The following is a 24,832-nucleotide window of genomic DNA, read 5'->3' as shown; positions in this document are numbered from 1 at the left end:
GACCGGCGGGGACGTCAGGGGTCGTTGCTTCAGGCTCCGCCAAGGGAGCCCTCCTGGAGGGAACCGCCGAGGACGTGCGCGTGCACGTGGAAGACCGTCTGGCCCGCGGTCTCACCGGTGTTGAAGACCAGGCGGAAGTCGCCGCCCGTGTGTTCCTGTGCGAGCGACGACGCGACCTCGACCATCTCGGCGAGCAGCGAGGGGTCGCCGGCCGCCAGTGCCACGACATCGCGGTATTCGGCGGTCTTCGGGACGACCAGCAGGTGCACCGGCGCCTGGGGGTTGATGTCGGCGAAGGCGATCACCCGATCGGTCTCGGCGAGGAGGGTCGTCGGGATCTCCCCGGACACGATGCGGCTGAAAACGGACGGTGCTTCACTCATGCCCACCAGTCTAAGGTTCGCAGCGGCGTCCTGCGCGGGCTGGACCCGGGTCACCAGCGGCCGAGCAGCACGTTCACCGCTGCGATCGCCGCCGGCCCCGCCGTCGAGGTGCGCAGCACACCCGAGCCGATCCGCACGGCGACCGCGCCGGCGTCGACGAGTCGCTCGAGCTCGGCGGGCGAGATCCCGCCCTCGGGGCCGACGACGAGCACCACCTCGTCGGTGTCGAAGGTCGACGGGTCGAGGTCCGTCAGGCTGAGCGCGGCCGTGGGCTCCAGGACGAGTACGGTCCGTCCGTCGGCATGGGCGGCGAGGCCACGCGCGTCGACGACCTCGGACACCTCGGGCACCCGGGCGCGGATCGACTGCTTGGCCGCCTCGCGCACGATCAGCTGCCAGCGGGCTCGGCCCTTGCTCGCCTTCTCGCCCTGCCAGCGGGAGATGCTGCGCTCAGCACCCCAAGGGATGATCCGGTCGACCCCGAGCTCGGTCGCCGCCTGGATGGCGAGTTCGTCGCGATCGCCCTTGGCCAGCGCCTGCACGAGCACGAGTGCCGGACGGTTCTCCGGATGCACGACCACCGACTCGACGCGCATCTCGAGCTCGCCCGGTTCGCTCCGGACGACGGTTCCCGTGGCGATCAGTCCGCGACCGTTGCCGATCGACGTCGTCTCCCCCACCCGCAATCGGCTGACCGACACGGCGTGCTTCGCCTCCGGCCCCCGGAGGGTGACCGAGTCGCCGACGCCGGTCGATTCGAGGTCCTCGCGGACGTACAGCGAGCTCATCTCAACCGACGCCGTGGAAACGGTCGCGGATCTTCGCGAACAGGCCCTGCTGGAACTGCGCCAGCGCAGGAGGACCCTGACGCCTGCCCGAGGCGAAGCTCTTGATGAGTTCCCGCTCGCGGTGGTCGAGCTTGGTCGGGGTGACGACCTGGACGCCGATCTTGAGATCGCCGCGACTGTTGCCGCGGAGCCGGGTCACGCCGCGGTCCTTGACCGTGATGACCTCGGAACTCTGGACGCCCGGACGCAGTTCCACCTCGACGTCTCCGTCGAGTGCGTGGACCGTGACGTGGCGCCCGAAGATGGCGTCCGTCATCGGGACCTCCAGCGTGCACAGCAGGTCGTCGCCGTCGCGGCTGAAGACGTCGTGGTGCTTGACCTTCATCTCGAGGTAGAGGTCGCCGTTGGGGCCTCCGGCCGGACCGACCTCGCCGCTCCCGGGCATCTGCAGCCGCAGACCGGTGTCGACACCGGCCGGGATGTCGACCGACACGGTGCGACGGGCGCGAAGGCGTCCCTGCCCCTGGCAGGTGACACACGGGGTCGCGATGATCGTCCCGTAGCCACGGCAGGTGCCGCAGGGTGCCGAGGTCATGACGTTCCCGAGCAGCGAGCGGACGGCGCGCTGGATGGAACCGGTGCCGTGGCAGATGTCGCAGGTGACCGGCGAGGTGCCCGGCTGGCAGCAGGAGCCGTTGCAGGTGCCGCAGAGCACCGCGGTGTCGACCTCGAGGTCGCGGTGGGTGCCGAAGATGACCTCGTCGAGGTCGAGCTCGACGCGGAGGAGGGCGTCCTCGCCGCGCGAGCGACGCGACTTCGGGCCGCGCTGCTGGCCGCCACCGCCGAAGAAGGTGTCGAAGATGTCGCCGAACCCACTGAAGCCGGCGTCGCCGCCACCGAACCCACCCGCCTGCGGACCCAGGTCGTACTGCTGGCGCTGCTTGGGGTCACTGAGCACGTCGTAGGCGTGCGTGACCTCCTTGAACCGTTCCGAGGCGTCGGATCCCGGGTTGACGTCGGGGTGCAGCTCGCGCGCGAGGCGGCGGTAGGCCTTCTTGATCTCTTCGGGCGTCGCCTCCTTGGCGACGCCGAGGGCTGCGTAGTGGTCGGGGTAGTCAGCCACTGAGGGCCTTTCGTTCGAGGTGCGGAAGGTGTTGGTGGACGCGACGAGGAGGCGTCACTCGGCGTCGAGGATGCGCGAGAGGTATCTGGCGACGGCTCGGACCGCCGCCATGTTGCTCGCGTAGTCCATTCTCGTGGGGCCGAGCACGCCGAGGCGGGCGATTTCGCCACCAGAGGAACGGTAGTTCCCCGCGACGACACTCGTCGTCTCGAGGCCGAACGACGCGTTCTCCCGCCCGATGCTGGCGACGACCCCGTCCCGCTCCGACTCCATCTCGCCGAAGAGTCTGAGGAGGACCACCTGCTGCTCGATCGCGTCGAGCACCGGGTAGATGCTGCCCGGGAAGTCGTCCTCCGTGCGAGCGAGGTTCGCGGCGCCCGCCATCACGAGGCGGTCCTGGCGCTGGGCCGAGAGCTGCTCGCGCACCGCGTCGACGATGCGGACCGCCGAGGACCGGTCGAGTTCGGCGATCGTGTCGGGGACGTCGCCGAGGGCGTCGTGGGCGTCGAGGAGGGGGCGTCCGGCGACCGCCTCGTTGCACGCACCGCGGAGGCGCGCGATGAGGTCGTCGTCGACCGGCCGCTCCGTCTCGATGAGACGCTGCTCCACCCGGCCGTTGTCGAGGATGATGACGGCGAGCACCCGGTTCGGCGTGACGCTCACGAGCTCGAGGTGCCGGACGCGGGCACGGGAGAACATGGGGTACTGGACGAGCGCGACCTGGTTCGTGAGTTGCGACAGGAGCCTCACCGTGCGGTGGAGCACCTCGTCGAGGTCGCCGGAGGCGCCGAGGAACGTCTCGATCGCCGTCCGTTGTGCATTGTTCAGGGGACGCCGGTCGGCGAGGTGGTCGACGAACATGCGGTAGCCCTTGTCCGTCGGGACGCGCCCCGAGGAGGTGTGGGGCGCGGCGATGAGCTCCTCGTCCTCGAGCTGGGCCATGTCGTTCCGGATGGTGGCCGCCGAGACGCCGAAGGAGTGACGATCGACGATCGTCTTCGATCCGACCGGCTCACGCGACGCGACGTAGTCCTGGACGATGACCCGGAGGACCTCGAGACCGCGATCCGACACCATGGCGAACCCCTCTCCTCGTCTCCGCCGAACACCGACCGTCAGCACTCGAACACCCTGACTGCCAATCATATCGCGGCCCACCGGAAGGCATCCCTTGCGCGCCGTGGCGGCCCAGGAATACCGTTGGCGACAGGCGTGGGTCCCGTTTCCGCGACACCTGGTGCGATACGCTCTGCTGGACCAATTGAATATCACTCTCCGTGAAAGGTGCGAAGATGTCCGATCCGAACGCTCAACCGCCCGTCGACCCTGCCAAGGGCGGGTCGGTTCCGCCTGCAGGAGACGGCGCGACGCCCCCGCCCGCAGCTCCTCACCAGCCGCCGGCAGGCTCCTACCCGCCGCCGCCCGCCGGTGGCTACGCGCCGCCGCCGCCCGGTGCCGGTTCCTACCCGCCGCCGCCCGCCGGCGCTCCGCAGTACCAGCAGCCCTACCCCGTCGCGCAGCCCATGAGCCCGTCCGACGAGAAGCTCTGGTCGACCCTCATCCACATCGGTGGGATCTTCTTCGGGTTCATCCCGCCGCTGATCGGCTACCTGGCGCTCAAGGACCGCGGGCCGTTCATCAAGGCCCACACGCTCACCGCGCTCAACTTCCAGTTGACGATGCTGATCGCGCTCGTGGTCGGCTCGATCCTCACGATCGTCGTGGTCGGCATCCTCGTCATCATCGCCGTGTACATCGTCGTGATCGTCTTCAGCATCATCGCCGCGATCAAGGCGAACAAGGGCGAGCTGTACAGCTACCCGCTCACGATCCAGTTCATCAAGGCCTGATCCTCCGAGCCCCACTCGACAGCCCCGTCCGGTCCGCCGGTCGGGGCTGTCGGTCTTCCGGCGGTCTGACGCCGTCCGACGGTCTCCCGGCCGGGACGCGCCCGGACCGCGTCAGTCGCCGACGAGTCGACGGACGACGGCGTCGGCGAGGAGTCGACCGCGTCGCGTGAGCTCGAGGCGGCCGAGGAGCGCCTGCCGCGCATCGACGAGCTCCTCGGCGATGAGCCCCGCGACGGCGGTTCGCGCCTCGGGGGCGAGGGTGCGGATCGGGATGCCGTCGCGCGTCCGGGTGAGCAACAGGATGCGTTCGAGTTCGCGGGTCTCGTCGTCGAGGGTCTCGCGACCGGCGGCGGGCGACTCGTCAGCCGCGATGCGCTGGGCGTAGGCCGCCGGGTGCTTGACGTTCCACCAGCGCACCCCGCCGACGTGGCTGTGGGAGCCGGGACCGACACCCCACCAGTCCTCACCCGTCCAGTAGGACAGGTTGTGCCGGGAGCGGTGAGCGTCGGACGTGGCCCAGTTGCTGACCTCGTACCAGCCGTATCCGGCTGCGGTCAGGAGGTCGTCGGCGAGCTCGTACATGTCGGCCTGCAGATCCTCGTCGGGCGTGCCGACCACGCCGGAACGGATCTGGCGGGCGAGCTTCGTGCCGGGCTCGACGATGAGCGAATAGGCCGACACATGGTCTGGGGCGCAGGCGATGGCGGTCTCGAGTGAGACCCGCCAGTCGGCGAGCGTCTCCCCCGGCGTCCCGTAGATGAGGTCGAGGCTGACGCCGAGACCGGCGTCGCGCGCCCACTGCACCACTAGCGGCACCCGGGCCGGGTCGTGCGTTCGTTCGAGCGTCGCCAGGACGCTCGGCACCGCAGACTGCATGCCGAACGAGACGCGGGTGAAGCCGGCGTCCGCCAGCGTCTGGAGGTACGCGGCGTCGACGGAATCCGGGTTCGCCTCCGTCGTCACCTCGGCGCCGGGCGCGAGGACGAAGGAGTCGGTCACACCACGCAGCATGCGGACCAGGTCGTCCGCCGGCAGCAGGGTCGGGGTGCCTCCCCCGAAGAAGACTGTGGAGACCTCGCGGTCGGGGACGCCGGACGCCTCCAGCACGCCGCGTCCGAAGCGGATCTCGGCCACCGCCTCGTCGGCGTAGTCGGACTGTTTCGCGCCGCGGAGTTCCGTCGACGTGTAGGTGTTGAAGTCGCAGTACCCGCAGCGCACCCGGCAGAACGGCACGTGCAGGTAGACACCGAACGCACGCTCGTGGGCACCGACGGCGGCCGACTCCGGCAGCAGCCCGTCGGACGGCGCCGGATCGGCGAGGGGAAGCGCGCTCGGCACGATCCGTCGCTCAGAGGCCGCGCGACGGCAGGAGTGCGCGCAGGTAGGCGTCGTTCATGGTCTTCCGACGGCGCTTCGAGCCGACGAGCTTCGCGGCGCCCTTCGTCGGGCGGAAGAAGGAGCGCACCACGATCCAGACGGAGTCGTCCTCACGCTGTTCGATCGTGAAGGACTGCTCGCCGCTCTCGGGGTCGCCGTCCATCGTGCCGATGGCCAGGCTGACGTGCCCCGGCTCCTCGGTCACCGAGATGACCCGGTGCGGGCCCGCGAGCGGTTCCCCGCCGACGGCACCCGCGAACACGACCGTCGTTCCCGGCGTGATGAACGGCGTACCGTCCTCGGCGAACCGCTGCTCCTCGTGCGTCTCGATCGGCTCCAGCGGGGTGCCGTCCTCCGCGAAGGCGATGCCGCCGTATTGCACGCCCGTCCCCGGGTGCACGTCGGTGATCTCGACGCCGCTCGCCCGGTGCAGTCCCCAGGTGAGCAGCGCCGTGGTCGCCAGGGCGAACCGTTCCTCCCCGCTGCCGAGTCGGAACTCGTCCTCCGAGGGCACGTAGCCCTCCGGCGGGTACTGCATGAGGTCGCTGCGCTGCGTCGCGCCGACCGCCGCGTAGTCGACGGCCTCGTCCTCGAACGAACTGCGTCGGGCGGTCACTTCTTGTCCTTCGTCTCGACGTCCCCGGAGAGCGCCGCGATGAACGCCTCCTGGGGCACCTCGACCTTGCCGACCATCTTCATACGCTTCTTGCCCTCCTTCTGCTTCTCGAGGAGCTTCCGCTTGCGGGTGATGTCACCGCCGTAGCACTTGGCCAGGACGTCCTTGCGCATCGCACGGACGGACTCGCGGGCGATGATGCGCGCACCGATCGCCGCCTGGATCGGGACCTCGAACTGCTGCCGAGGGATCAGCTTCTTCAGCCGCTCGGTCATGAGCACGCCGTAGGCATAAGCCTTCTCGCGGTGCACGATGGCACTGAACGCGTCGACCTGATCGCCCTGGAGCAGGATGTCGACCTTCACGAGATCCGCGGCCTGCTGGCCGGAGGGCTCGTAGTCGAGCGAGGCGTAGCCCTGCGTGCGGCTCTTCAGGTGGTCGAAGAAGTCGAAGACGATCTCACCGAGCGGCATCGTGTACCGGAGTTCGACGCGGTCCTCGCCCAGGTACTCCATGCCGAGGAGCGCGCCACGGCGGCTCTGGCAGAGCTCCATGATGGTGCCGACATAGTCCTTCGGCGCGAGGATGCCCACCTTCACCATGGGCTCGGAGACCTCGAGGATCTTGCCCGACGGGAACTCACTCGGGTTCGTGACGGTGACGACCTGCTTGTCCTCGGTCTTCACCTCGTAGGTGACCGACGGGGCCGTGGCGATGAGGTCGAGGTCGAACTCGCGCTGGAGCCGCTCGGTGACGATCTCGAGGTGCAGCAGCCCGAGGAAACCGACGCGGAACCCGAAGCCGAGGGCGACCGAGGTCTCCGGCTCGTAGTTCAGCGAGGCGTCGGAGAGCTTCAATTTGTCGAGCGCGTCGCGCAGGATCGGGTAGTCGCTGCCGTCGATCGGATACAGACCGGAGAACACCATCGGCTTCGGATCCGTGTAGCCGGGCAGGGCGTCCGTCGCCGGCTTGACCGCCGTCGTCACGGTGTCGCCGACCTTCGACTGCCGGACGTCCTTCACGCCAGTGATGAGGTAGCCGACCTCACCGACGCCCAGCCCCTTGGTGGGCGTCGGCTCCGGTGAGCTGACGCCGATCTCGAGGAGGTCGTGTACGGCGCGGGTCGACATCATCTGGATGCGCTCGCGTGGACTCAGCTGGCCGTCGATCATCCGGACGTAGGTCACGACGCCGCGGTAGGTGTCGTAGACGGAGTCGAAGATCATGGCGCGCGTCGGTGCGTCCGGGTCGCCGGTGGGGTTCGGGATGCGGCCGACCACCCGGTCGAGGAGTTCCTCGACGCCCATGCCCGTCTTGCCGGAGACGCGCAACACGTCCTCCGGTCGACCACCGATCAGGCTGGCGAGTTCCTTAGCGTACTTGTCGGGGTCCGCGGCCGGCAGGTCGATCTTGTTGAGCACCGGGATGATCTCGAGATCGTTCTCAAGCGCCAGGTAGAGGTTCGCGAGCGTCTGCGCCTCGATACCCTGCGCGGCGTCGACGAGGAGGATCGCGCCCTCGCAGGCGGCGAGCGATCGGGAGACCTCGTAGGTGAAGTCCACGTGCCCGGGGGTGTCGATCATGTTGAGCGCGAAGGTCTCACCGTTCAACGACCACGGCATCCGGACGGCCTGGCTCTTGATCGTGATGCCACGCTCGCGCTCGATGTCCATGCGGTCGAGGTACTGCGCCCGCATGTCGCGGTCCGACACCACACCCGTGATCTGCAGCATGCGGTCCGCCAGCGTCGACTTGCCGTGGTCGATGTGGGCGATGATGCAGAAGTTCCGGATGAACGCCGGGTCGGTCGATGCCGGCTCGAGGGCCTTCACTGCTTGGGGGCTCACGCGTTCCTCGGGGTCAGGGGTGGAATCGGGCAACCCTCATTGTCCCACGGCGGAGAGCACCCGCGCTGCGGTACCCTGGATTGCCAGAACTCGGCCTGACTGGTAATGTTGCCTGTTGGCTTGCGTGTGAGTTGAGACCACACGAGAACTCGCTTGAAGACGCCCTCTTCCGTCCGACGGCACCGAACATCATTTCCTCGAACCGAAAGTTGACCCAACGTGGCAAACATCAAGTCGCAGATCAAGCGCATCGGCACCAACAAGAAGGCCAACGAGCGCAACAAGGCCGTCAAGAGCCAGCTGAAGACCGCCATCCGCGCCACGCGCGAGGCCGTCGTCGCCGGCGACAAGGCTCAGGCCGAGTCCGCTCTCAAGCTCGCCGCGAAGAAGCTCGACAAGGCCGTGAGCAAGGGCGTCATCCACCAGAACCAGGCAGCGAACCGCAAGTCGGCCATCGCCAAGCAGGTCAACGCGCTCTAAGCGACACCAGCTGCAAGGCCCCGGCGTTCTTCGGAACGTGCGGGGCCTTTCGCGTTGCCGGGCAACCCGCATCGAACCAGCCGCGGCCCATGAAGCCCGCCCCGCTCCCTGAAGCCAGTGCCGGTCCCTGAGCTTGTCGAAGGGCAGCCCGATCGGCGGCGCGTCGAGCGTGACCGGCTACCGCGCGGCCGGATCGACGCCGCGCGCGGCGATGACGCCGACGAGGCGCTCGAGCGCGAACACCGGGTCGCGGGTCGCGCCCTTCACCCCGGCATCGGTCTCGGCGAGCATCTGCACGACACGGCCGATTCCCGCGTCCGTCCACCCGGACAGGTCTCGGCGGGCTCGGTCGACCTGCCAGGGAGCCAGGCCGAACTGCTGTGCGATCTGACCGGAGCCACCGCGGGCCGACGACACCTTGGCCATCGTGCGGATCTTCATCGCGAAGGCGGCCACGATCGGAACGGGGTCGGCGCCGGAGTCGAGCGCCTGACGGAGGGCGAGCAAGGCCTCACCGTGGCGCCCTCCGATCGCGGCGTCGGCCACGTCGAAGGCGCTCGTCTCCACGCGGCCGCCATAGTACTTGTCCACCGTCTGCTCGGTGATCTCCGCCGACGCGTCGGCCATGAGTTGGCTGCACGCCGCGGCGAGCTCGGCGAGGTCGTCGGAGAACGCCCCGACGAGTGCGCGCAACGCCTGTGGAGTGATCCGTCGGCCCGCCGCCTTGAACTCCGCGGCAGCGAAGTCCGCTTTGTCGCTGTCGCGCTTGAGCTCGGTGCAGACGATCTCCACACCGCCTCCGGTCCCGGAACGGATCGCGTCGAGCAGCTTCTTGCCCCGCACGCCGCCGTTGTGCCGCAGCACGAGGTACGCGCCCTCCGGTGGTGCCTCGAGGTAGCGGATGGCCTCGGTGAGGAACTGGTCGGAGCACTTCTCGACCTGACTGACGCGGACGAGCCGCGGCTCGCCGAACAGGGAGGGGCTCGCGACCGTGAGGAGTTCCCCCGGCGCATAACTGTCTGCGGCGACGTCGTTGACCTCGAGCGAGGGGTCCTCGGAGACGAGGAAGTCGCGCAGGCGGCGGATGGCACGTTCGGCCAGGAAGGATTCGGTGCCGGAGACGAGCACGATCGGGGCCGGCCGGATCTCCGACCAACCGAGCTGGGGGATCGCCGCGGAGGCCTTGGCGGCCGTCTTGGCCTTACCGCGACCGGCGGAACGTGGTGCAGCCACAGCGGCTCCTCTCGACCGTCCGAGTCTACCGGCGGCCGCCGACGCCGGTCGGGTCGGCGGCTCCGGCACGTTCCGACCAAACCCGGAACGCCCCGGCCTCCCCCGGCGCGAGCAGGATCGTGCCCGACTCGTCCGTCCGCAGGATCTCGGCGCCGGTGCCCGCGTAGAGGTCCAGGGCGGAACGCGTCGGGTGCCCGTAGCCGTTGTCGGCGCCGACCGACACGAGCGCCACGCTCGCTGCGACCGAACGCGCCAGGCGCTCGCTCTGATCGGCCGACCCGTGATGGGACACCTTGACGACGTCGATCGCCTGCCCGAGGGTGTGTCGACCGAGGAGTCGGTCCTGTGCCTCGGCACCGAGATCGCCCAGCAGCAGGACCGAGGCGGCCGCGAGGTCGAACCGGACCACCACACTCGCGTCGTTGCCCGGTTCGATGCCGCCGGCAGCGGGATCCGGCCACAGCACCTGCCACGGGGCGCCGGTCTGCGGATCCCCGAGGAGACCTTGGTCGCCGGCCGCCGCCTGCCGCACCTCCGCGCCGGCGTCTCGCAGGACCCGCCCGATGCGCTCGTCCGCCGGATCGTCCACCGGCCCGACGAGGGCGTGGTCGACCAGACCGACGACGGCCTCGAGCCCGCCGACGTGGTCGAGGTCGTAGTGCGTGAGGACGAGCAGATCGATCCGGGTGACGCCCAGTCCGTCGAGGCAGGACCGGAGCGGCTCCGGGTCCGGTCCCACGTCGACCAGCGCGGTGGAACCGCCCTGTCGGAGCAGCACGGCGTCGCCTTGTCCGACGTCGCAGGCAGCGATCGTCCAGTCACCTGGGCGGTGCAAGGCGGTGCCGAGACCGACCCCCACCGTTCGACCGCACAACACGACCAGTGACAGCACCACCACCACGGCGATCGCCCTCCTCCATCCGGCCGAAAGCTCGCGCCCGCGCAGGAGGAGGATGGCAATGAGGAGCGTCGGGATCGTGACGAGCACGACGCCCAGGGGCCCCTCCGGCCACGGGACCCGCGCCGCGGGGATCCCCGCGAACCACCGCGCGACCGCGGCGATCCAGCTGGCCGGCACCCACCCGAGCCAGGCGACCGACATCGCGAGTGGCGTCGACACCGGGGCGAGGAGGCAGGCGAGGAGCCCGAGCAACGTGGACGGTGCGGCCGCCGGACCGGCCAGCAGGTTGGCCGGGACACCGCCGAGTTGGATGCTCGGATCCAGCAGGACGAGCATCGGTTGGCAGGCGAGTTGCGCGGCCGCCGGGATCGCGATCAGGGCCGCGATCCGTCGCGGCAACCAGCGGGCGAGGAGGTCCGTGAGTGGGCCGCTGAGCAGCAGGAGCCCGCCGGTCGCGAGCACCGACAGGCCGAACCCGTACTGTCCTGCCAACCAGGGATCGTTCACGAGCAGCACGATCACGGCGAGAGCCAGTGCGGCGAGGCCCCGGAGCGGTCGTCCGAAGCCGCCCATCAGCAGGACGAACGCGGCCATGAGCGCCGCCCGCTGCACGCTCGGCTGCGGCGTGACGAGGACCACGAACGCCGTGAGTGCGAGGAGCGCGCAGCTGATCCTGAGCGCCCGTCCTCCTCCGAGCGCCGCGACCGCTGAGCTGATCAACCAGACGATGACGGCGCAGTTCGCGCCGGACACGGCCGTCAGATGTGACAGGGAACTCTGCTGCATCCAGCCGGTCACCTCGTCGCCGACCTGGCTGACGTCGCCGATGGCGAGACCGGGTAGGAGCTCACCACCCGGCCCAGGAAGCGAGCCGGCGAGCTCGATGAGCCCGGACCGGAGCGACGTCGACCAGCCGAGGGCGGCAGGGGTCTCCTCCAGTCGCGTCGGCGGATCGCGCACGAACACCAACGCGGCGCGCGCATCGCCGGGAGCGTTCCATCGCAACGCTCCCGTGATCCGCCACCGCTCGCCGACCCGCGGGGATCGGTCCGCCTCAGCCGGCGCGAACACGAGGACGGGCACGGAGGACTCCTGCAGCACCCGTCCGTGCGACACCGACACGAGGTCGGCGGCGAACCGGATGGACGACCCCGAGGAGGCGGTACCCGACGGGACCGCGTCAGCGGTCACCACGACCTCGGCGGTCACCCGCGAGGACCCGAGCGCCCGCAAGGCCGCGGGCTGACGATCGGGCGCGTGCGCGGCGACGGAGGCGGTCACGAGGCCGAGCGTCGCCGCGCAACACGCTCCCAGCAGGAGCATCGTCGCCCAGATCTCCCCCTGACCGGCGGCACGTGTCGCCGCGTCGGCTCCACGCCGCTGGATCGACACGGCGCAGACGAGGCAGAGCGTCGCGGTCACGAACGCGACCAGCGCCGTCCCCCATGCCGCGCCGGGCATCCCACAGCAGATCGCGGCCCCGATCCAGGTGACCGCCGCCGGGACGAGCATCCGGGGCCACGTTGACGCGGCGCCGTCGCGTTCACCCACGGGTCAGCGACCGCGGGCCACGTCAGACGGTGGCCGCCGCACGCAACCCCTCCAGCGTCTTCGTCCCGATGCCCTCCACCGCGCTGAGATCGTCGAGCGTCGCGAACGGACCGTTCGCCTCGCGCCAAGCCACGATCCGTTCCGCCAGGGCCTCACCGATACGCGGCAGCGCGGTCAGCTCCGAGGCCGAGGCCGAGTTCACATTGACGAGCTGCCCACCGGACGGGCTCCCGGCGCCTGCACCGTTCACCGCTCCCCCGGTCGGTACCTCACCGATGACGGGCACGTGCAGCTGTTCCCCGTCGTTCACGAACCGCGCGAGGTTGACCGCGGTCGTGTCGGCGTCCGGGAGGAGTCCGCCGGCGGACGCCACGGCGTCGAACGCGCGGGAACCACCCGGAAGGCGATAGACCCCGGGAGCGGCGACGGCTCCGAGGACGTGGACGTAAAGCTCACCGGTGGTGGTCGTCGACGGAGCCGTCGCGCCGGCTGAGGACGCGGGCGCCGAGCCGGTGTCGGCCGAGAGCTCCGCGCCGCCGATGGTCCGGACCGCGCCACCAGAACTGAGCGTCGACACGACGATCGCGACCACAAGCGCTGCGATCACCAGGACCACGGCGGCTCCGGCTCGGAACTCGGGCCGCGGCCGTCGTCGGAGGCGGGCAAAGGCCGATGGACGCCCGGACGGCATCTGCGGGGATGCGGGAGCCTGATCGCTGGTCATCCTCGAACGCTACGAGTCGGGGCGCACCTCCCCCGTCGCTCGTCCTCGCTCCGGGCATGGAGCGCGCCGTCGAGGTCCCTGTGGAGCGGGCTCGGGGCGAGCCGAGAGACCCGCCCCGAACCGCGTCAGCCCTTCGTGGCGATGCTCACCACGCGCGGGGCACGGACCACGACGTTGACGATCTCGCGGTCACCCACGGAACGTTGCACGGCAGCGCTGGCGCGAGCGAGCTGCTCGAGCTCCTCGCCGGAGATCTTCGGCGACACCTCGAGCCGGTCGCGGACCTTGCCGTCGACCTGGACGACAGCCGTCACCTGATCCTCGACGAGCAGCGACCGGTCGGCCTTCCGCCACGGCACCAGCGAGATCGACGGCTGGTAGCCGAGCTTGGCCCACATGTCCTCGGCCGTGAACGGCGCGAACAGGTCGAGCGCCATGGCGGTCACCTCTGCGGATTCGCGCACGGCAGGGTCGCCGGCACCGGGGCCACCGTCGATCGCCTTCCGAGTCGCGTTGACGAGCTCCATGAGCCGCGCGACGACGACGTTGAACTTGCCCGCTTCGATGAGCCCGGGAGCCTCGGCCAGGAAGTGGTGCGTCAGCTTGCGCAGCTTCTCGTCGCCGTCCTTCCAGGCGACGTCGGGCGAGCTGGTGACGTCGTGCGCCACGCGCCAGGCACGTGCCAGGAACTTCGCCGACCCCGCCGGCGAGACGTCGGCCCAGTCGATGTCGTCCTCCGGAGGTCCGGCGAACGCCATCGTGACACGCAGTGCGTCGGCTCCGTAGGACCGCAGCTCCTGCGCGAACTCCACGAGGTTGCCCTTGCTCTTGCTCATCTTGGAGCCGTCGAGGATGACCATGCCCTGGTTGAGCAGGGCACTGAACGGCTCGGTGAAGCCCACCTTGCCGAGGTCGAAGAGGACCTTCGTGATGAATCGCGAGTACAGCAGGTGGAGGATGGCGTGCTCGACGCCGCCGACGTACTGGTCGACCGGAGCCCACTTGTCGGCCTCCTTCGGGTCGAACGCGATCTCGTCCGAGGTCGGGTTCAGGAACCGCAGGAAGTACCAGGAGCTGTCGACGAAGGTGTCCATCGTGTCGGAGTCCCGCTTCGCAGGCTTCCCGCACGACGGGCAGTCCACGTTGATCCAGTCCTCAGCCGCGGCCAGCGGGCTCATGCCCTTCGGACGCAGGTCGAGCCCGGCGGCATCCGGCAGACGCACCGGCAGCTGGTCCTCGGGCACCGGCACCTCACCGCAGGCCTCGCAGTGGATGATCGGGATCGGCGTCCCCCAGTAGCGCTGCCGGGAGATCAACCAGTCGCGCAGACGGTAGTTCTTCGTCTTCGCTCCGAGACCGCTCGACGCGAGCGCGGCCGTCACCTTCGGGATGGCGTTCGACTTGCTCAGACCGTCGAAGGGGCCGGAGTTCGTCAGGCGTCCCTCGCCGGTGAGCGCGACACCCGTCTTCGCGGGATCGATCGACGGCAGGTCCTCGGGCAGTTCGCCGTCGACGATGATCGGGATGGCACCCGTCACGGGCTGGGTGGTGTCGACCACGACGCGCACGGGCAGGTCGAAGGCTCGGGCGAAGTCGAGGTCGCGCTGGTCGTGCGCGGGAACCGCCATGATCGCGCCGTGCCCGTAGTCGGCGAGGACGTAGTCGGCGGCCCAGATCGGCAGACGCTCCCCGCTCAGCGGGTTGACGGCGTACCGCTCGAGGAAGACGCCGGTCTTCTGCCGGTCGGTCGCGAGACGCGCGATCTCGCTCTCACCCTTGACGCTGTCGAGGTAGGACTGGAACCGTCCCTTGACCTCGTCGGAGGCGTCGGCGACCAGCTCGGCGGCCAGCTCCGAGTCGGGCGCGACGACCATGAACGTCACGCCGTACAGGGTGTCGGGACGCGTGGTGTACACGGACACCGGCTCGTCGCGGCCTTCGATGCTGAACGCGACGTCGGCACCGTTCGAACGACCGATCCAGTTCCGCTGCATGCTGAGGACCTTGGACGGCCAGGTGCCCTCGAGCTGGTTGAGGTCGTCGATCAGGCGGTCGGCGTAGTCGGTGATGCGGAAGTACCACTGGGTGAGCTTCTTCTTCGTCACCTCGGCGCCGCAGCGCTCGCAGTGACCGTCGACGACCTGCTCGTTCGCGAGCACGGTCTGGTCGTTCGGGCACCAGTTGACGGGGCTCGCCTTGCGGTACGCGAGGCCCTTCTCGAACAGCTGGAGGAACAGCCACTGGTTCCAGCGGTAGTACTCGGGGTCGCTGGTGTGCAGCTCACGGTCCCAGTCGAACGACGGGCCGTACTGGCGGAAACTCGCCTTCTGCTGGGCGATGTTCGCGTACGTCCACTCGCGCGGGTCGACGCCGCGCTGGATCGCCGCGTTCTCGGCGGGGAGGCCGAAGGAGTCCCAACCGATCGGGTGCAGCACGTTGAATCCCTGGTGGCGCCAGTAACGCGCCACGATGTCGCCGAAGCCGAAGGCCTCCGCATGACCCATGTGGAGGTCGCCGGAGGGGTAGGGGAACATGTCGAGGACGTACTTCCGGGGACGCTTGTCGGCCGGATCGGCGGTGGCGAAAGGCTTCAGCTCGTCCCAGACGGGAAGCCACTTCTCCTGGATCGCCTGGAAGTCGTACCGCTCGCCGTCGCGGCGGTCCTCGGTGTTGCGCTCGTCTGACACGTCACTCTCAATCACTGCAGGTGCTGGGGTGGAACCCGTGGGTTGCTCGCACGGCGGTCGGCCGCAGGATGGGCGGGTTGGAGCGCACGCCGGCGCTCCGTCCAACGGTCAAGCCTACCGGGATTCCGGCTCCGGCCGTCCGACGCCGAGGGCCCTCAGCGGAGCAGCCGCCTTGGTCCAGGTCTCCTCCAGCTCCTCCTCGGGGACGGAGAGCGCCGTGATGCCGCCACCCGTGCCGATCGAAGCGCCGTCCGGATTGATGACGATGGAGCGGATGACCATCGCGAGATCCATCGATCCGTCCGCGGACAGCAGCCCGAAGGCCCCCGCGTACACGCCACGTGGTCCCGCCTCGAGGTCATGGAGCAGTTCCATGGCCCGCCGCTTGGGCGCGCCCGTCATGGAGCCGGCCGGGAACGCGGCCTCGACGACGTCGAGCGCGTCGAGCCCCGATCGGAGTCGACCCTCGACGGTGCTCACCAGCTGATGCACCTGCGGGTAGCTCTCCACCTGGTGGAGGGCGGTGACCGCGACCGAGCCGAGCTCGCACACTCGCGAGAGGTCGTTGCGCATCAGGTCGACGATCATGAGGTTCTCCGCCCGTTCCTTCGGACTGGCGAGCAGCTCCGCGCGTTGCCGCGCGTCGTCCACCGGGTCCGCGCCGCGCGGACGTGTCCCCTTGATCGGTCTGGTCCGCACCCGGCCGCCCGCGGAGACCTCGAGGAACTGCTCCGGCGAGGAACTCGCGAGGGACAGCTGCCCGAAGCGGAGGAGACCGCCGTGGTGGGTCGGGCTCATCGCCCGGAGACGGAGGTAGGTGGCGAGCGGATCGTGGACGCCGTCGACCCGGAGGGTGTTGGTCAGGCAGAGCTGGTAGGCGTCGCCACGCCTGATGTGCTCCTGGCAGGCCCCGACGAGCCGGACGTACGCCGGGTCCGCGTGGCGCGGCATACAGACCCCGCCGGCCGTGGGCGCCAGCTGCGGCAGCGGCGACCGGTCCTGCACCCGCTCAGCTGCCCACGCGAGCCAAGCGGGATCGGCCGAGGAGATGGTCACCGTCCGCGCAGCGTGGTCGAACCGCACCTGGTCGTCGAGGCGCATCATCGACGCGGCGGGGACGGAGGTCTCGCGAGCCGGAGCGCCGACGAGTCCGGCCCCGAACTCGTAGCCGAACCACCCCACCCAGTCACCCGGATCCTCTGGCGCGTCTGCGCGGAGCGCGCGGAGGGACTCCAGCAGCGACCCCCGACGGACGGTCGAGTGCGACGCGACGCTCACGTGTTCCACCGTGCCGAGGACCGCATCGGCGACGAGCCGCTCCGCGCCTCGTCCCATCAGGCTGACGCCGGTCTCCGCCCCCGGCCCGGAGTCCAACCAGCACGCCCACGGTTCGTCGACGAACACCCGACGGAAGACGTCCTCCGGCTCAGACCAGCTCGGCAGCACGAGCTGTCGTCGCTCCCGAGGCGTCGGCATCACCGGAACGTCGCCAGCGGCGGGGCGACGATCCGGAGTCGGTCGGTCAGCAGCGCTGCCGGTACCGGGGTGTGGGAGATCACGACGACGGCACGGCCGTCCGAACCCGCGGCGCCGAGCAGGTCCTCCAGGAGCGCATTCGCCCGTTCGGGATCGACGTTGGCCGTCGGCTCGTCGAGGACGAGCACGGGGAACTCGCGGAGGAGCGCCCGAGCAAGGGCGATCCGTTGCGCCTGTCCCCCGGACACGAGGGCCCCGTGTTCCCCGACCGGCCGGTCGAGTCCGCCGCGCTCCGCCAGCCAGGACGAGAGCCCGACCCGCTCCAACACCGACTCGAGGGCTGCGTCGTCCGCCGTGTCACGGGCGAAGAGCAGGTTCTGACGGATGTCCGCGTCGAACAGGAACGGTCGTTGTTCGACGAGACCGACCGTCTCACGGAGTGTGTCCGCGCGGATCTCGCGGGCCTCCACCCCTCCGACGCGATACCGGCCCTCGTACTCGAGGAAGCGGACGAGCACGTGAGCGAGCGTGGTCTTCCCCGCGCCGCTGTCGCCCTCGACGAGGAGGCGATCCCCCGCCGACAGCCGGAAGCTGATCGGTGCAAGAGCGGGCCGCGCATCGCCCGGCCAGCGCGCGCTCAGGTGCTCGACCTCGAGCAGGACCCCGTCGGACGCCGGTAGCTCGGCGATGCCGGCGTCCTCGTCCGGGATCTCCTCGGGACGGGTGCTCGGGACCGCCTCGGCGACCCGTTCGGCGCTGGCTACCGCCTCGCGCCAGGCGCCGAAGGCGAGCGGCACCATCGAACAGACCTCGAAGACGGCGAGTGGAACGAGCACGACCACCGTGAGCGCGGGTCCGCCGATCGAGCCGAGGGCCGGCATACCCGCCCCCAGGGCCGCGACGACGGCTGAGCCCGAGGCGAGCGCAAGCACGGCCCCGGCAACACCGGCTCCGGCCGCCCGCCGGACCATCGCGCGCGTCAGCGCAGCGTCCGCCCGCTCGATCCTGGCCCGTGCGGCCCCCACAGCACCGTACGCCGTCAACACGTCCAATCCGGTGACGAGTTCCAGGAGCGCTTCCGACAGCGTGCCGCGCAGTGGAGCCAGGTCGCGTTCGGCTCGCGCGGCCACACGACTGACCAGCAGCCAGGACACGAGGAACGCGACGATGAGGCACACCGCCAAGGCGATCCCCGCTGCCGGAAGCAGCGCGGTCGTCAGGATGACCGCGGCACCGGCGATGACGCCCGACACCACCAGCGGCTGGACGACGCGCAACGGCACGTTCTGCAGCTCGTCGACGTCGGTCACGAGTCGTGTGAGCAGATCCCCTCGCCCGGTGAGCTGCAGGCCGTCCGGGGCCACGGGGATGACCCGCTCGATCATGCCGGCGCGCAACTGCGACAACTGGCGGAAGGCCGCGTCGTGGCTGAGCAGTCGTTCGAGGTACCGGAACGACGCCCTGGCGAGGGCGAACGCACGGACGCCGACGACGGCGACGCCGAGCTCGACGATCGACGGTTGCTCGGCGGCCTTGGTGATGAGGAACGCGCTGGAGGCGAGGAGGGCGACGGCTGCTCCGGCGGAGAGGATGCCGGCGAGGAGCCCTGGGAGGAAGCGTCGCACCGGCGGTTGCGCCAGGCGGATGATCTGCTTCACGCGCTCATCCATGGAGCACCGCCGGCTCATCGTGGGCACGCGAGGCACGCACGGGGATCTCCAGCACGGCATCGGCGCGTTCGCTGATCATGGGGCGGTGCGTGATGACGATGACAACTGCTCCGGCGTGGGCGGCCTCACGCGCGGCGTCGATCACGAGCGCCTCGGACGCGGAGTCGAGGGCCGAACTCGGCTCGTCGAGGAGCAGGACGGGCGTCCCGGCGGCGGCGGGGGTGCGCGCCAGGCGGTACAACGCCCGCGCGATCGCGATCCGCTGCGCCTGCCCACCGCTGACCCCGTCGCCGACCGCACCGATCGGGTGCTCGAGCGGAAGTGTGGACAGTCCGACCCTCGAGAGCGATCGGGCGACGAGCGCGTCGTCGGGCGTCTCGTCGCCGAGTGCCACGTTGCCGCCGACGGTCCCCGCGATGAGGGCGGGACGTTGGCCTGCCCACGACAACCAAGGTCGGTCTGCGGACGTGGGCGACACCTCGACGCCGTCATGCCGGATCGTTCCACCGGTCTCGACGAAGCCGAGGATCGCGGAGGCCATACTCGTCTTCCCCGCACCGCTGGGCCCGACGACCGCGGTCATCGTCCCGGCGGGGAACGAGGCGTCGAGTGCATCGAGCACCACCTGGTCGCCGTACCGGACGTCCAGCCCGTGGAGCAGCAGGCCCGGTGCCGACTGCGTCCGGTGACCCGCCGTCGACACCGACCGTGCGGACGCGCCCGGGGTGGCCTGCTCGGACAGCGCCGCCTCGTCGAGGATCTCGAAGACCTCTTCGGCCGCGGTGACCCCCTCCGCCGCGGCATGGTAGTTCGCGCCGACGTTCCGCAGCGGCAGGAAGGCCTCCGGGGCGAGGATGAGGACGAAGAGCCCGGTGCCGAGGAGCAGCGAGCCGTCGAGGAGCCTGAGCCCGATGCCGACGGCCACCACGGCGACCGCGAGACTCGAGAGGAGTTCGAGGGCGAACCCGCTCATGAACGAGAACCGCAGCACCTTCATGGTCTCGACGCGGTACTCCTCCGTCACCGACCGGACCCGCGCCACCTGTCGATGCTGCCGGCCGAAGAGCTTCAGGGTCGCCATGCCCGCGACGAGTTCGAGGAATCCGCGCGACAGATGCGCCAGGGTGTCCCACTGGCGTCGTTGCACCGCCTGCGTCGCGAACCCGATGAGGATCATGAAGACGGGGATGAGGGGCAGGGTCACGATGACCGTGATCCCGCTGATCGGGTCCTGCAGGAAGATGACCGCTGCGATGATCGGCATCGCGATGGCAGTGAGGATGAGTTGCGGCACGTACCGGCCGAAGTACGCGTCCAGCGCGTCCAAGCCACGGCCCGCCACCGTGGTGAGCGCCGCTGAGCTCCGCCGGGAGACCCAGCCGGGACCGAGCGCCTCGAATGCTCCGACGAGCGCGCGCCGCAACTCGCTCCGGACCACGGCGGAGCCGCGGGCGTTCACGGCGTCCGCAGCCAGGACCGCTGCCGAACGGAGGACCACGATGCCGATCAGCAGCCACAGCGACGGCAGCAGATCTTCGATCGGATCGCCGGCGATCGAGCGGGACACCAGCTGCGCGACGAACCAGGCGAAGCCGAGCGTGCATGCGGTCTGCACCAGGGCGATGACCGCGCCGAGGGCCAGGACCGACCTGGCTCCCCGGGCATAGCGGAGCAGTCGCGGATCGAGGGGGCGCACGATGACAGGTTAGTGCGCGGCCGCTTCGATGTGCTGACGGGTGATGCGCTTCCGGAACACCCAGTAGGTCCACCCCTGATAGGCGAGGATGAGCGGGAGGAAGATCAGGGCCGTCCAGGACATCACCGTGAGCGTGTACTCCGTGGAGGACGCGTTCGCGATCGTCAGGCTGTTCGCGGGGTCGTTGCTCGCCGGCATGACGGCGGGGAACAGCGCGGTGAACAGGGTCAGCACCGCGGCGGCGACCGTCACCGCCATGAGCGCGAAGGCTCGTCCCTCGAGCCCACGGCTGTTCGCGAACCAGGCGCTGATCAGCGACACCGCGGCGATCGCCGCGAGGATGAGGACCGGCAGCGAGAAGTGCGCGAGGACGGTCCATCCGAGGAACGAGGCGGCCAACACGATGGCGAGGAGGCCCGCACGGCTCGCGAGACGACGGGCGCGTTCACGGATGTCGCCCTCGGTCTTCAGCGAGGCGAAGACGGCCCCGTGTGCGAAGAAGAGCACCAGCGTGGTGAGACCACCGAGGATCCCGTACGGGTTGAGCAGCGTGAAGAGCGTGCCCGTGAAGTTGTGGTCGGCGTCGAGCGGCACGCCCTGGATGATGTTCGCGAACGCGACGCCCCAGAGGAAGGCCGGGAGCGCCGACCCCACGATGATCATGAGGTCGAACCGCCGCTTCCAGGACGCTTCGGGACGCTGGTGCCGGTATTCGAACGACACCCCGCGGACGATGAGGGCGAGCAGGATGAACAGCAGCGGGAGGTAGAACCCGCTGAACAGGGTCGCGTACCACTCCGGGAAGGCGGCGAACAGGCTCGCGCCGGCGACGATCAGCCAGGTCTCGTTCAGATCCCAGACCGGCCCGATCGTGTTGATGAGCATCCGGCGGTCGGTCTCGTCCTTGCCGAGGAAGGGGATCGTCATTCCGACGCCGAAGTCGAACCCGTCGAGCACGAAGTATCCGACGAACAGGGCGGCGATGATCCAGAACCAGAGAATCGTGAGGTCCATGATGCGCTCCTAGTAGACCGTGGTTGCCGGGGCGGCGGGCTTCTGCACGCCGTCGTCGTCGGGCGGGGACATCTCGATGGCATCCGGTCCGGCGGTGATGGTCTTCTTCAACAGCCCGAACTCGACGACCAGCAGGGAGCCGTAGACGACGGTGAAGGCGATGAGCGAGATCAGCACGTCGAGACCGGTGGTGTTCGGCGAGACGGCATCCTCGGTCTTCAGCAGGCTGAAGACGATCCAGGGCTGACGGCCCATCTCGGTGAAGACCCACCCCATCGTCATCGCGAGGAACGGCATCGGCACGGCCCACACGGCGACCCGCCACATCCAGCGCTTCGGCTCGCGGCCCTTCCGGGTGAACCAGAGGCCTGCGGCCGCCACGAGCATGGAGGCGAGCCCGAGGCCGATCATCCAGCGGAAGGCCCAGTAGGTGACCCAGATGACCGGCGAGTAGTCGCCGGGGCCGTAGAGCTGCGTGTACTGCGCCTGCAGGTCGTTGATGCCTTCCACGGTGCCGTCGAAGGTGTGGGTCGAGAGGAACGAGAGCAGGTACGGGATCCTGATCGAGAAGAGCTCGTGGACGCCGTCCGGGGTACCGAGCGTGAAGATCGAGAACGAGGCGTCCGCGCCGGTCGAGGTGTTGTACATGGCCTCGGCTGCGGCCATCTTCATCGGCTGCGTCTCGACCATCGCCAGGCTGAGCTGGTCGCCGGCGAGCATCGTGGCTCCACCGGCGATGAGCATGCTCCAGGCACCGACCTTCAGCGCGGGCCGCATCATCTCGACGTGCTGACCGCGGGCCAGGTGCCAGGCGGCGGCGGTGATGATGACGGCGGCCGAGACCATGAAGCAGGCGAAGATCGTGTGCGGGAAGGCGGCGAGCGCGACCTTGTTGGTCAGGAGCTCCCAGATGTTGGTGAGCTCGGCCCGGCCGCGTTCCTCGTTGATCCGGTAGGCGACCGGATTCTGCATGAAGGCGTTCGCGGCGATGATGAAGTAGGCCGAGAGCACGGTGCCGAGCGCGACGATCCAGATGGTCGCGAGGTGGAGCTTCGGTGAGAGCTTGTCCCAGCCGAAGATCCAGAGTCCGATGAACGTGGCCTCGAGGAAGAACGCGAGCAGGCCTTCCAGTGCCAGTGGCGCACCGAAGACGTCGCCGACGAACCGCGAGTAGGTGGACCAGTTCATGCCGAACTGGAACTCCTGCACGATCCCGGTCACGACGCCCATGGCGAAGTTGATGAGGAAGATCTTGCCGAAGAAGCGGGTCAACTGCAGGTAGTGCAGTTTGCCCGTCCGGACCCAGGCGGTCTGGAACCCGGCGACCGTCACCGCCATGCCGATGGTGAGCGGCACGAAGATGAAGTGGTAGACGGTGGTGAGGCCGAACTGCCAGCGGGACAGCAGTAGCGGGTCGAGAAGATCGTTCACGATGAACACTCCATGTTCGCGGCATCCAGGGAAGGCGGCGCAGGTGCAGCCCGATCGGGTTGATCATCCCCGAGGCTTCGATCCGTGTCGTCGAATCCCATGGTACACCAAAAAGCGCCTGTGGTCAGACCACACGTGTCGCCTGTCGTGCACAGGGCTTTCAGAGCCTCAGAACCCGGCCGAGAGCTAGGCTCTGACCCGTGAACGACGTGCTCGGCTGGCTCCTCGACCTGGTGCAGAGCGTCGACCCCGTCACCCGCACGCTCCTCGCCGGACTCGGCATCATGCTCGAGACCTCCGTACTCGTCGGTCTCGTCGTCCCCGGCGACACGGTCGTCATCGTCGCCAGCACCGCCGTGGTCGGTCCGGTGCAGTGGATCTCGATGATCCTCGTCGTGATCGCCGGTGCACTCATCGGGGAATCCGTCGGCTTCGCCCTCGGCCGATGGTTCGGTCCGCGCATCCGTGCGAGTCGGCTCGGCCGCAGGATCGGTGAACGACACTGGGTCAGAGCGGAGCGATACCTCGACCGGCGAGGCGGTATCGCGGTGTTCGTCTCACGGTTCCTCCCCGTGCTCCACTCGCTCATCCCCCTGACGGTCGGCATGAGCACGATGACGTACCGTCGGTTCATCTCGTGGACCCTGCCGGCCTGTGTCATCTGGTCCTCCGCCTACGTCTCGGTCGGTGCGGTGGCGGCCGGGAGCTACCGTGAACTCTCCGAGCGCCTCCACTGGGCCGGATACGTGTTCGTCGGGATCATCGTGCTGTTCGCCGTCGTCGTCCTCATCGTCAAGCGGGTCCTGCAGCGGAGCGAGGAACGGCACATGCTCGACCAGGAGGATCCGGCATCCCCGGGCGGAGCGTCCACGCCGGAGTGACCCGGCGGTCCGCGGGCTCCAGCGGCTGAACAGACGCACCGGCATGACAGACTGAACGGGTGAAGGCACCCGACGATCGTCCAACGGCCTCATCCGACGCCGCCCAGCAGATCCGGCACTTCGCCGCTCGGATGGAGGACGCCATCCAGTTGCGCCGGCAGCGGCGCGCACGGCGGCATGGGCGCGAGGCGGCGATCATCCCCTTCACCGGCTACGGCTCGACGTCGTGGATCCGCGTCCTCGCACGAGTGGTGTTGGCGGAACCCGGCAAGACCACCGTGAAACCGCAGCAGAAGGTGCGAGGCTGGAAGAGCTTCTTCGCCTTGAGCATCGCGGACCCCACCGTCGAGGTCGAGATCGACGGCCGACGCCACACGGTCACGGGAGATCGCGGCGGCGTGGTGGATGCGGTGGTCCAGGTCTCCCTGACGCCGGGATGGCACACCCTCCGCCTGAGTTCCGAGGGCAGCGACCCCGTCGAGGCCCCCGTCTTCATCGTGGGCGACGACATCGAGTTCGGCATCGTGTCCGACATCGACGACACCGTGATGGTCACGGCACTCCCCCGCCCGTTGGTCGCCGCGTGGAACACCTTCGTCCTCGACGAGCATGCGCGGACCCCGGTCCCGGGGATGGCCGTCTTCTTGGAGCGGACCGCCCGTGAGCACCCGGGCTCCCCGATCATCTACCTCTCGACGGGCGCCTGGAACGTCGCCCCGACGCTCACCCGGTTCCTCTCCCGCAACCTCTACCCCGCAGGGGCCCTGCTCCTCACCGACTGGGGCCCGACCCACGACCGCTTCTTCCGGAGCGGACGCGAGCACAAGCGGACCAACCTCGACCGCTTCGCCGAGGACTTCCCGCGGCTGCGCTGGCTCCTCGTCGGTGACGACGGGCAGCACGACGAATCGCTTTACCGCAGTTTCGAGGAGCGTCACCCCGACCGCGTCGCCGCCGTCGCGATCCGTCAGCTCTCCCCCGGCGAGGCGGTGCTGGCCGGCGGTCGCTCGAAGGTCGGTGGACAACACGAGGGGGCGCCCTGGGTGTACGCCGGGAACGGCGCGGAACTGCTCGACCAGCTCCACGGCAAGCTCTGACGGCGCT

Annotated in this window: 20 protein-coding genes; 4 read left to right on the top strand and 16 right to left on the bottom strand. The window is 69.5% G+C overall.

The window, feature by feature from the left end; all coding sequences use genetic code 11:
* Positions 1-29: 29 nt before the first annotated feature.
* From QRN26_RS07220 to hrcA, 4 genes are read right to left on the bottom strand one after another with little or no spacing between them, the layout of a single operon-like run.
* The gene (locus QRN26_RS07220; protein WP_056006522.1) at positions 30-383 is read right to left on the bottom strand and encodes an HIT domain-containing protein; all 354 of its coding nucleotides are present in this window, start codon (positions 381-383) and stop codon (positions 30-32) included.
* A gap of 50 nt (positions 384-433) precedes the next feature.
* Positions 434-1,171, bottom strand: coding sequence for a 16S rRNA (uracil(1498)-N(3))-methyltransferase (locus QRN26_RS07215; protein WP_056006525.1), 738 nt, complete (start codon positions 1,169-1,171; stop codon positions 434-436).
* A gap of 1 nt (position 1,172) precedes the next feature.
* Complete coding sequence (dnaJ, locus tag QRN26_RS07210; RefSeq protein ID WP_056006528.1) at positions 1,173-2,294, bottom strand: molecular chaperone DnaJ; 1,122 nt, start codon at positions 2,292-2,294, stop codon at positions 1,173-1,175.
* Between the two features lie 54 nt (positions 2,295-2,348).
* Positions 2,349-3,371, bottom strand: a complete 1,023-nt coding sequence (hrcA, locus tag QRN26_RS07205) for a heat-inducible transcriptional repressor HrcA (RefSeq protein ID WP_056006531.1) — start codon at positions 3,369-3,371, stop codon at positions 2,349-2,351.
* A gap of 215 nt (positions 3,372-3,586) precedes the next feature.
* Here hrcA and QRN26_RS07200 point away from each other — a divergent pair, with 215 nt between their 5' ends.
* Complete coding sequence (locus QRN26_RS07200) at positions 3,587-4,144, top strand: DUF4870 domain-containing protein (RefSeq protein ID WP_235522547.1); 558 nt, start codon at positions 3,587-3,589, stop codon at positions 4,142-4,144.
* A 111-nt stretch (positions 4,145-4,255) separates the two neighbouring features.
* On the opposite strand, the gene hemW is transcribed toward QRN26_RS07200, so the two are convergent.
* From hemW to lepA, 3 genes are read right to left on the bottom strand one after another with little or no spacing between them, the layout of a single operon-like run.
* On the bottom strand, positions 4,256-5,482 hold the full coding sequence (gene hemW, locus QRN26_RS07195; RefSeq protein ID WP_056006538.1) for a radical SAM family heme chaperone HemW: 1,227 nt from the start codon (positions 5,480-5,482) through the stop codon (positions 4,256-4,258).
* A gap of 10 nt (positions 5,483-5,492) precedes the next feature.
* Complete coding sequence (locus QRN26_RS07190) at positions 5,493-6,137, bottom strand: DUF1990 domain-containing protein (RefSeq protein WP_056006540.1); 645 nt, start codon at positions 6,135-6,137, stop codon at positions 5,493-5,495.
* A complete protein-coding gene (gene lepA, locus QRN26_RS07185; protein ID WP_056006543.1) occupies positions 6,134-7,984 on the bottom strand; it encodes a translation elongation factor 4 in 1,851 nt (616 codons plus the stop codon). The genes QRN26_RS07190 and lepA overlap by 4 nt, the downstream gene beginning before the upstream one ends.
* 219 nt (positions 7,985-8,203) lie before the next feature.
* Here lepA and rpsT point away from each other — a divergent pair, with 219 nt between their 5' ends.
* Positions 8,204-8,464, top strand: coding sequence for a 30S ribosomal protein S20 (gene rpsT / locus QRN26_RS07180; protein WP_056006546.1), 261 nt, complete (start codon positions 8,204-8,206; stop codon positions 8,462-8,464).
* Between the two features lie 177 nt (positions 8,465-8,641).
* On the opposite strand, the gene holA is transcribed toward rpsT, so the two are convergent.
* The 9 genes from holA to QRN26_RS07135 form a co-directional block, all read right to left on the bottom strand.
* Positions 8,642-9,697: a DNA polymerase III subunit delta gene (gene holA / locus QRN26_RS07175; RefSeq protein ID WP_056006549.1), complete on the bottom strand. Its 1,056-nt coding sequence runs from the start codon at positions 9,695-9,697 to the stop codon at positions 8,642-8,644.
* Positions 9,698-9,722: 25 nt separating this feature from the next.
* A complete protein-coding gene (locus QRN26_RS07170; RefSeq protein ID WP_285036031.1) occupies positions 9,723-12,149 on the bottom strand; it encodes a ComEC/Rec2 family competence protein in 2,427 nt (808 codons plus the stop codon).
* A gap of 22 nt (positions 12,150-12,171) precedes the next feature.
* Positions 12,172-12,873: a ComEA family DNA-binding protein gene (locus QRN26_RS07165; RefSeq protein WP_285036030.1), complete on the bottom strand. Its 702-nt coding sequence runs from the start codon at positions 12,871-12,873 to the stop codon at positions 12,172-12,174.
* A 125-nt stretch (positions 12,874-12,998) separates the two neighbouring features.
* A complete protein-coding gene (gene leuS / locus QRN26_RS07160; protein WP_056006556.1) occupies positions 12,999-15,560 on the bottom strand; it encodes a leucine--tRNA ligase in 2,562 nt (853 codons plus the stop codon).
* A 114-nt stretch (positions 15,561-15,674) separates the two neighbouring features.
* Complete coding sequence (locus tag QRN26_RS07155; RefSeq protein WP_285036029.1) at positions 15,675-17,036, bottom strand: anthranilate synthase component I family protein; 1,362 nt, start codon at positions 17,034-17,036, stop codon at positions 15,675-15,677.
* The gene (cydC, locus tag QRN26_RS07150; protein ID WP_350223913.1) at positions 17,036-18,694 is read right to left on the bottom strand and encodes a thiol reductant ABC exporter subunit CydC; all 1,659 of its coding nucleotides are present in this window, start codon (positions 18,692-18,694) and stop codon (positions 17,036-17,038) included. The genes QRN26_RS07155 and cydC overlap by 1 nt, the downstream gene beginning before the upstream one ends.
* Positions 18,695-18,698: 4 nt before the next feature.
* The gene (cydD, locus tag QRN26_RS07145; protein WP_285036027.1) at positions 18,699-20,402 is read right to left on the bottom strand and encodes a thiol reductant ABC exporter subunit CydD; all 1,704 of its coding nucleotides are present in this window, start codon (positions 20,400-20,402) and stop codon (positions 18,699-18,701) included.
* A gap of 9 nt (positions 20,403-20,411) precedes the next feature.
* Positions 20,412-21,416 carry a cytochrome d ubiquinol oxidase subunit II gene (cydB, locus tag QRN26_RS07140; RefSeq protein WP_056006571.1) on the bottom strand — a complete coding sequence of 335 codons (1,005 nt, stop codon included), beginning with the start codon at positions 21,414-21,416 and terminating at the stop codon, positions 20,412-20,414.
* Positions 21,417-21,425: 9 nt separating this feature from the next.
* Positions 21,426-22,847, bottom strand: a complete 1,422-nt coding sequence (locus QRN26_RS07135) for a cytochrome ubiquinol oxidase subunit I (protein WP_056011283.1) — start codon at positions 22,845-22,847, stop codon at positions 21,426-21,428.
* A gap of 200 nt (positions 22,848-23,047) precedes the next feature.
* Here QRN26_RS07135 and QRN26_RS07130 point away from each other — a divergent pair, with 200 nt between their 5' ends.
* A complete protein-coding gene (locus QRN26_RS07130) occupies positions 23,048-23,728 on the top strand; it encodes a DedA family protein (protein ID WP_056006574.1) in 681 nt (226 codons plus the stop codon).
* Between the two features lie 59 nt (positions 23,729-23,787).
* Entirely contained in the window at positions 23,788-24,825 is a 1,038-nt protein-coding gene (locus tag QRN26_RS07125) for an App1 family protein phosphatidate phosphatase (RefSeq protein WP_056006577.1), read from the top strand.
* Positions 24,826-24,832 lie beyond the last annotated feature (7 nt).

Source organism: Plantibacter sp. ME-Dv--P-095, from assembly GCF_030209365.1.
Lineage (GTDB): Bacteria > Actinomycetota > Actinomycetes > Actinomycetales > Microbacteriaceae > Plantibacter.
The sequence above is the reverse complement of the archived record's forward strand: the minus strand, read 5'-3'. Positions and strand labels throughout refer to the sequence as shown.

What these genes read in the sequence shown, in the direction of transcription:
- QRN26_RS07220 (WP_056006522.1), bottom strand. Translation starts at nt 383, where the DNA reads ATGAGTGAAGCACCGTCCGTTTTCAGCCGCATCGTGTCCGGGGAGATC.
- QRN26_RS07215 (WP_056006525.1), bottom strand. Translation starts at nt 1,171, where the DNA reads ATGAGCTCGCTGTACGTCCGCGAGGACCTCGAATCGACCGGCGTCGGC.
- hrcA (WP_056006531.1), bottom strand. Translation starts at nt 3,371, where the DNA reads ATGGTGTCGGATCGCGGTCTCGAGGTCCTCCGGGTCATCGTCCAGGAC.
- QRN26_RS07200 (WP_235522547.1), top strand. Translation starts at nt 3,587, where the DNA reads ATGTCCGATCCGAACGCTCAACCGCCCGTCGACCCTGCCAAGGGCGGG.
- QRN26_RS07165 (WP_285036030.1), bottom strand. Translation starts at nt 12,873, where the DNA reads ATGACCAGCGATCAGGCTCCCGCATCCCCGCAGATGCCGTCCGGGCGT.
- QRN26_RS07155 (WP_285036029.1), bottom strand. Translation starts at nt 17,036, where the DNA reads ATGCCGACGCCTCGGGAGCGACGACAGCTCGTGCTGCCGAGCTGGTCT.
- cydB (WP_056006571.1), bottom strand. Translation starts at nt 21,416, where the DNA reads ATGGACCTCACGATTCTCTGGTTCTGGATCATCGCCGCCCTGTTCGTC.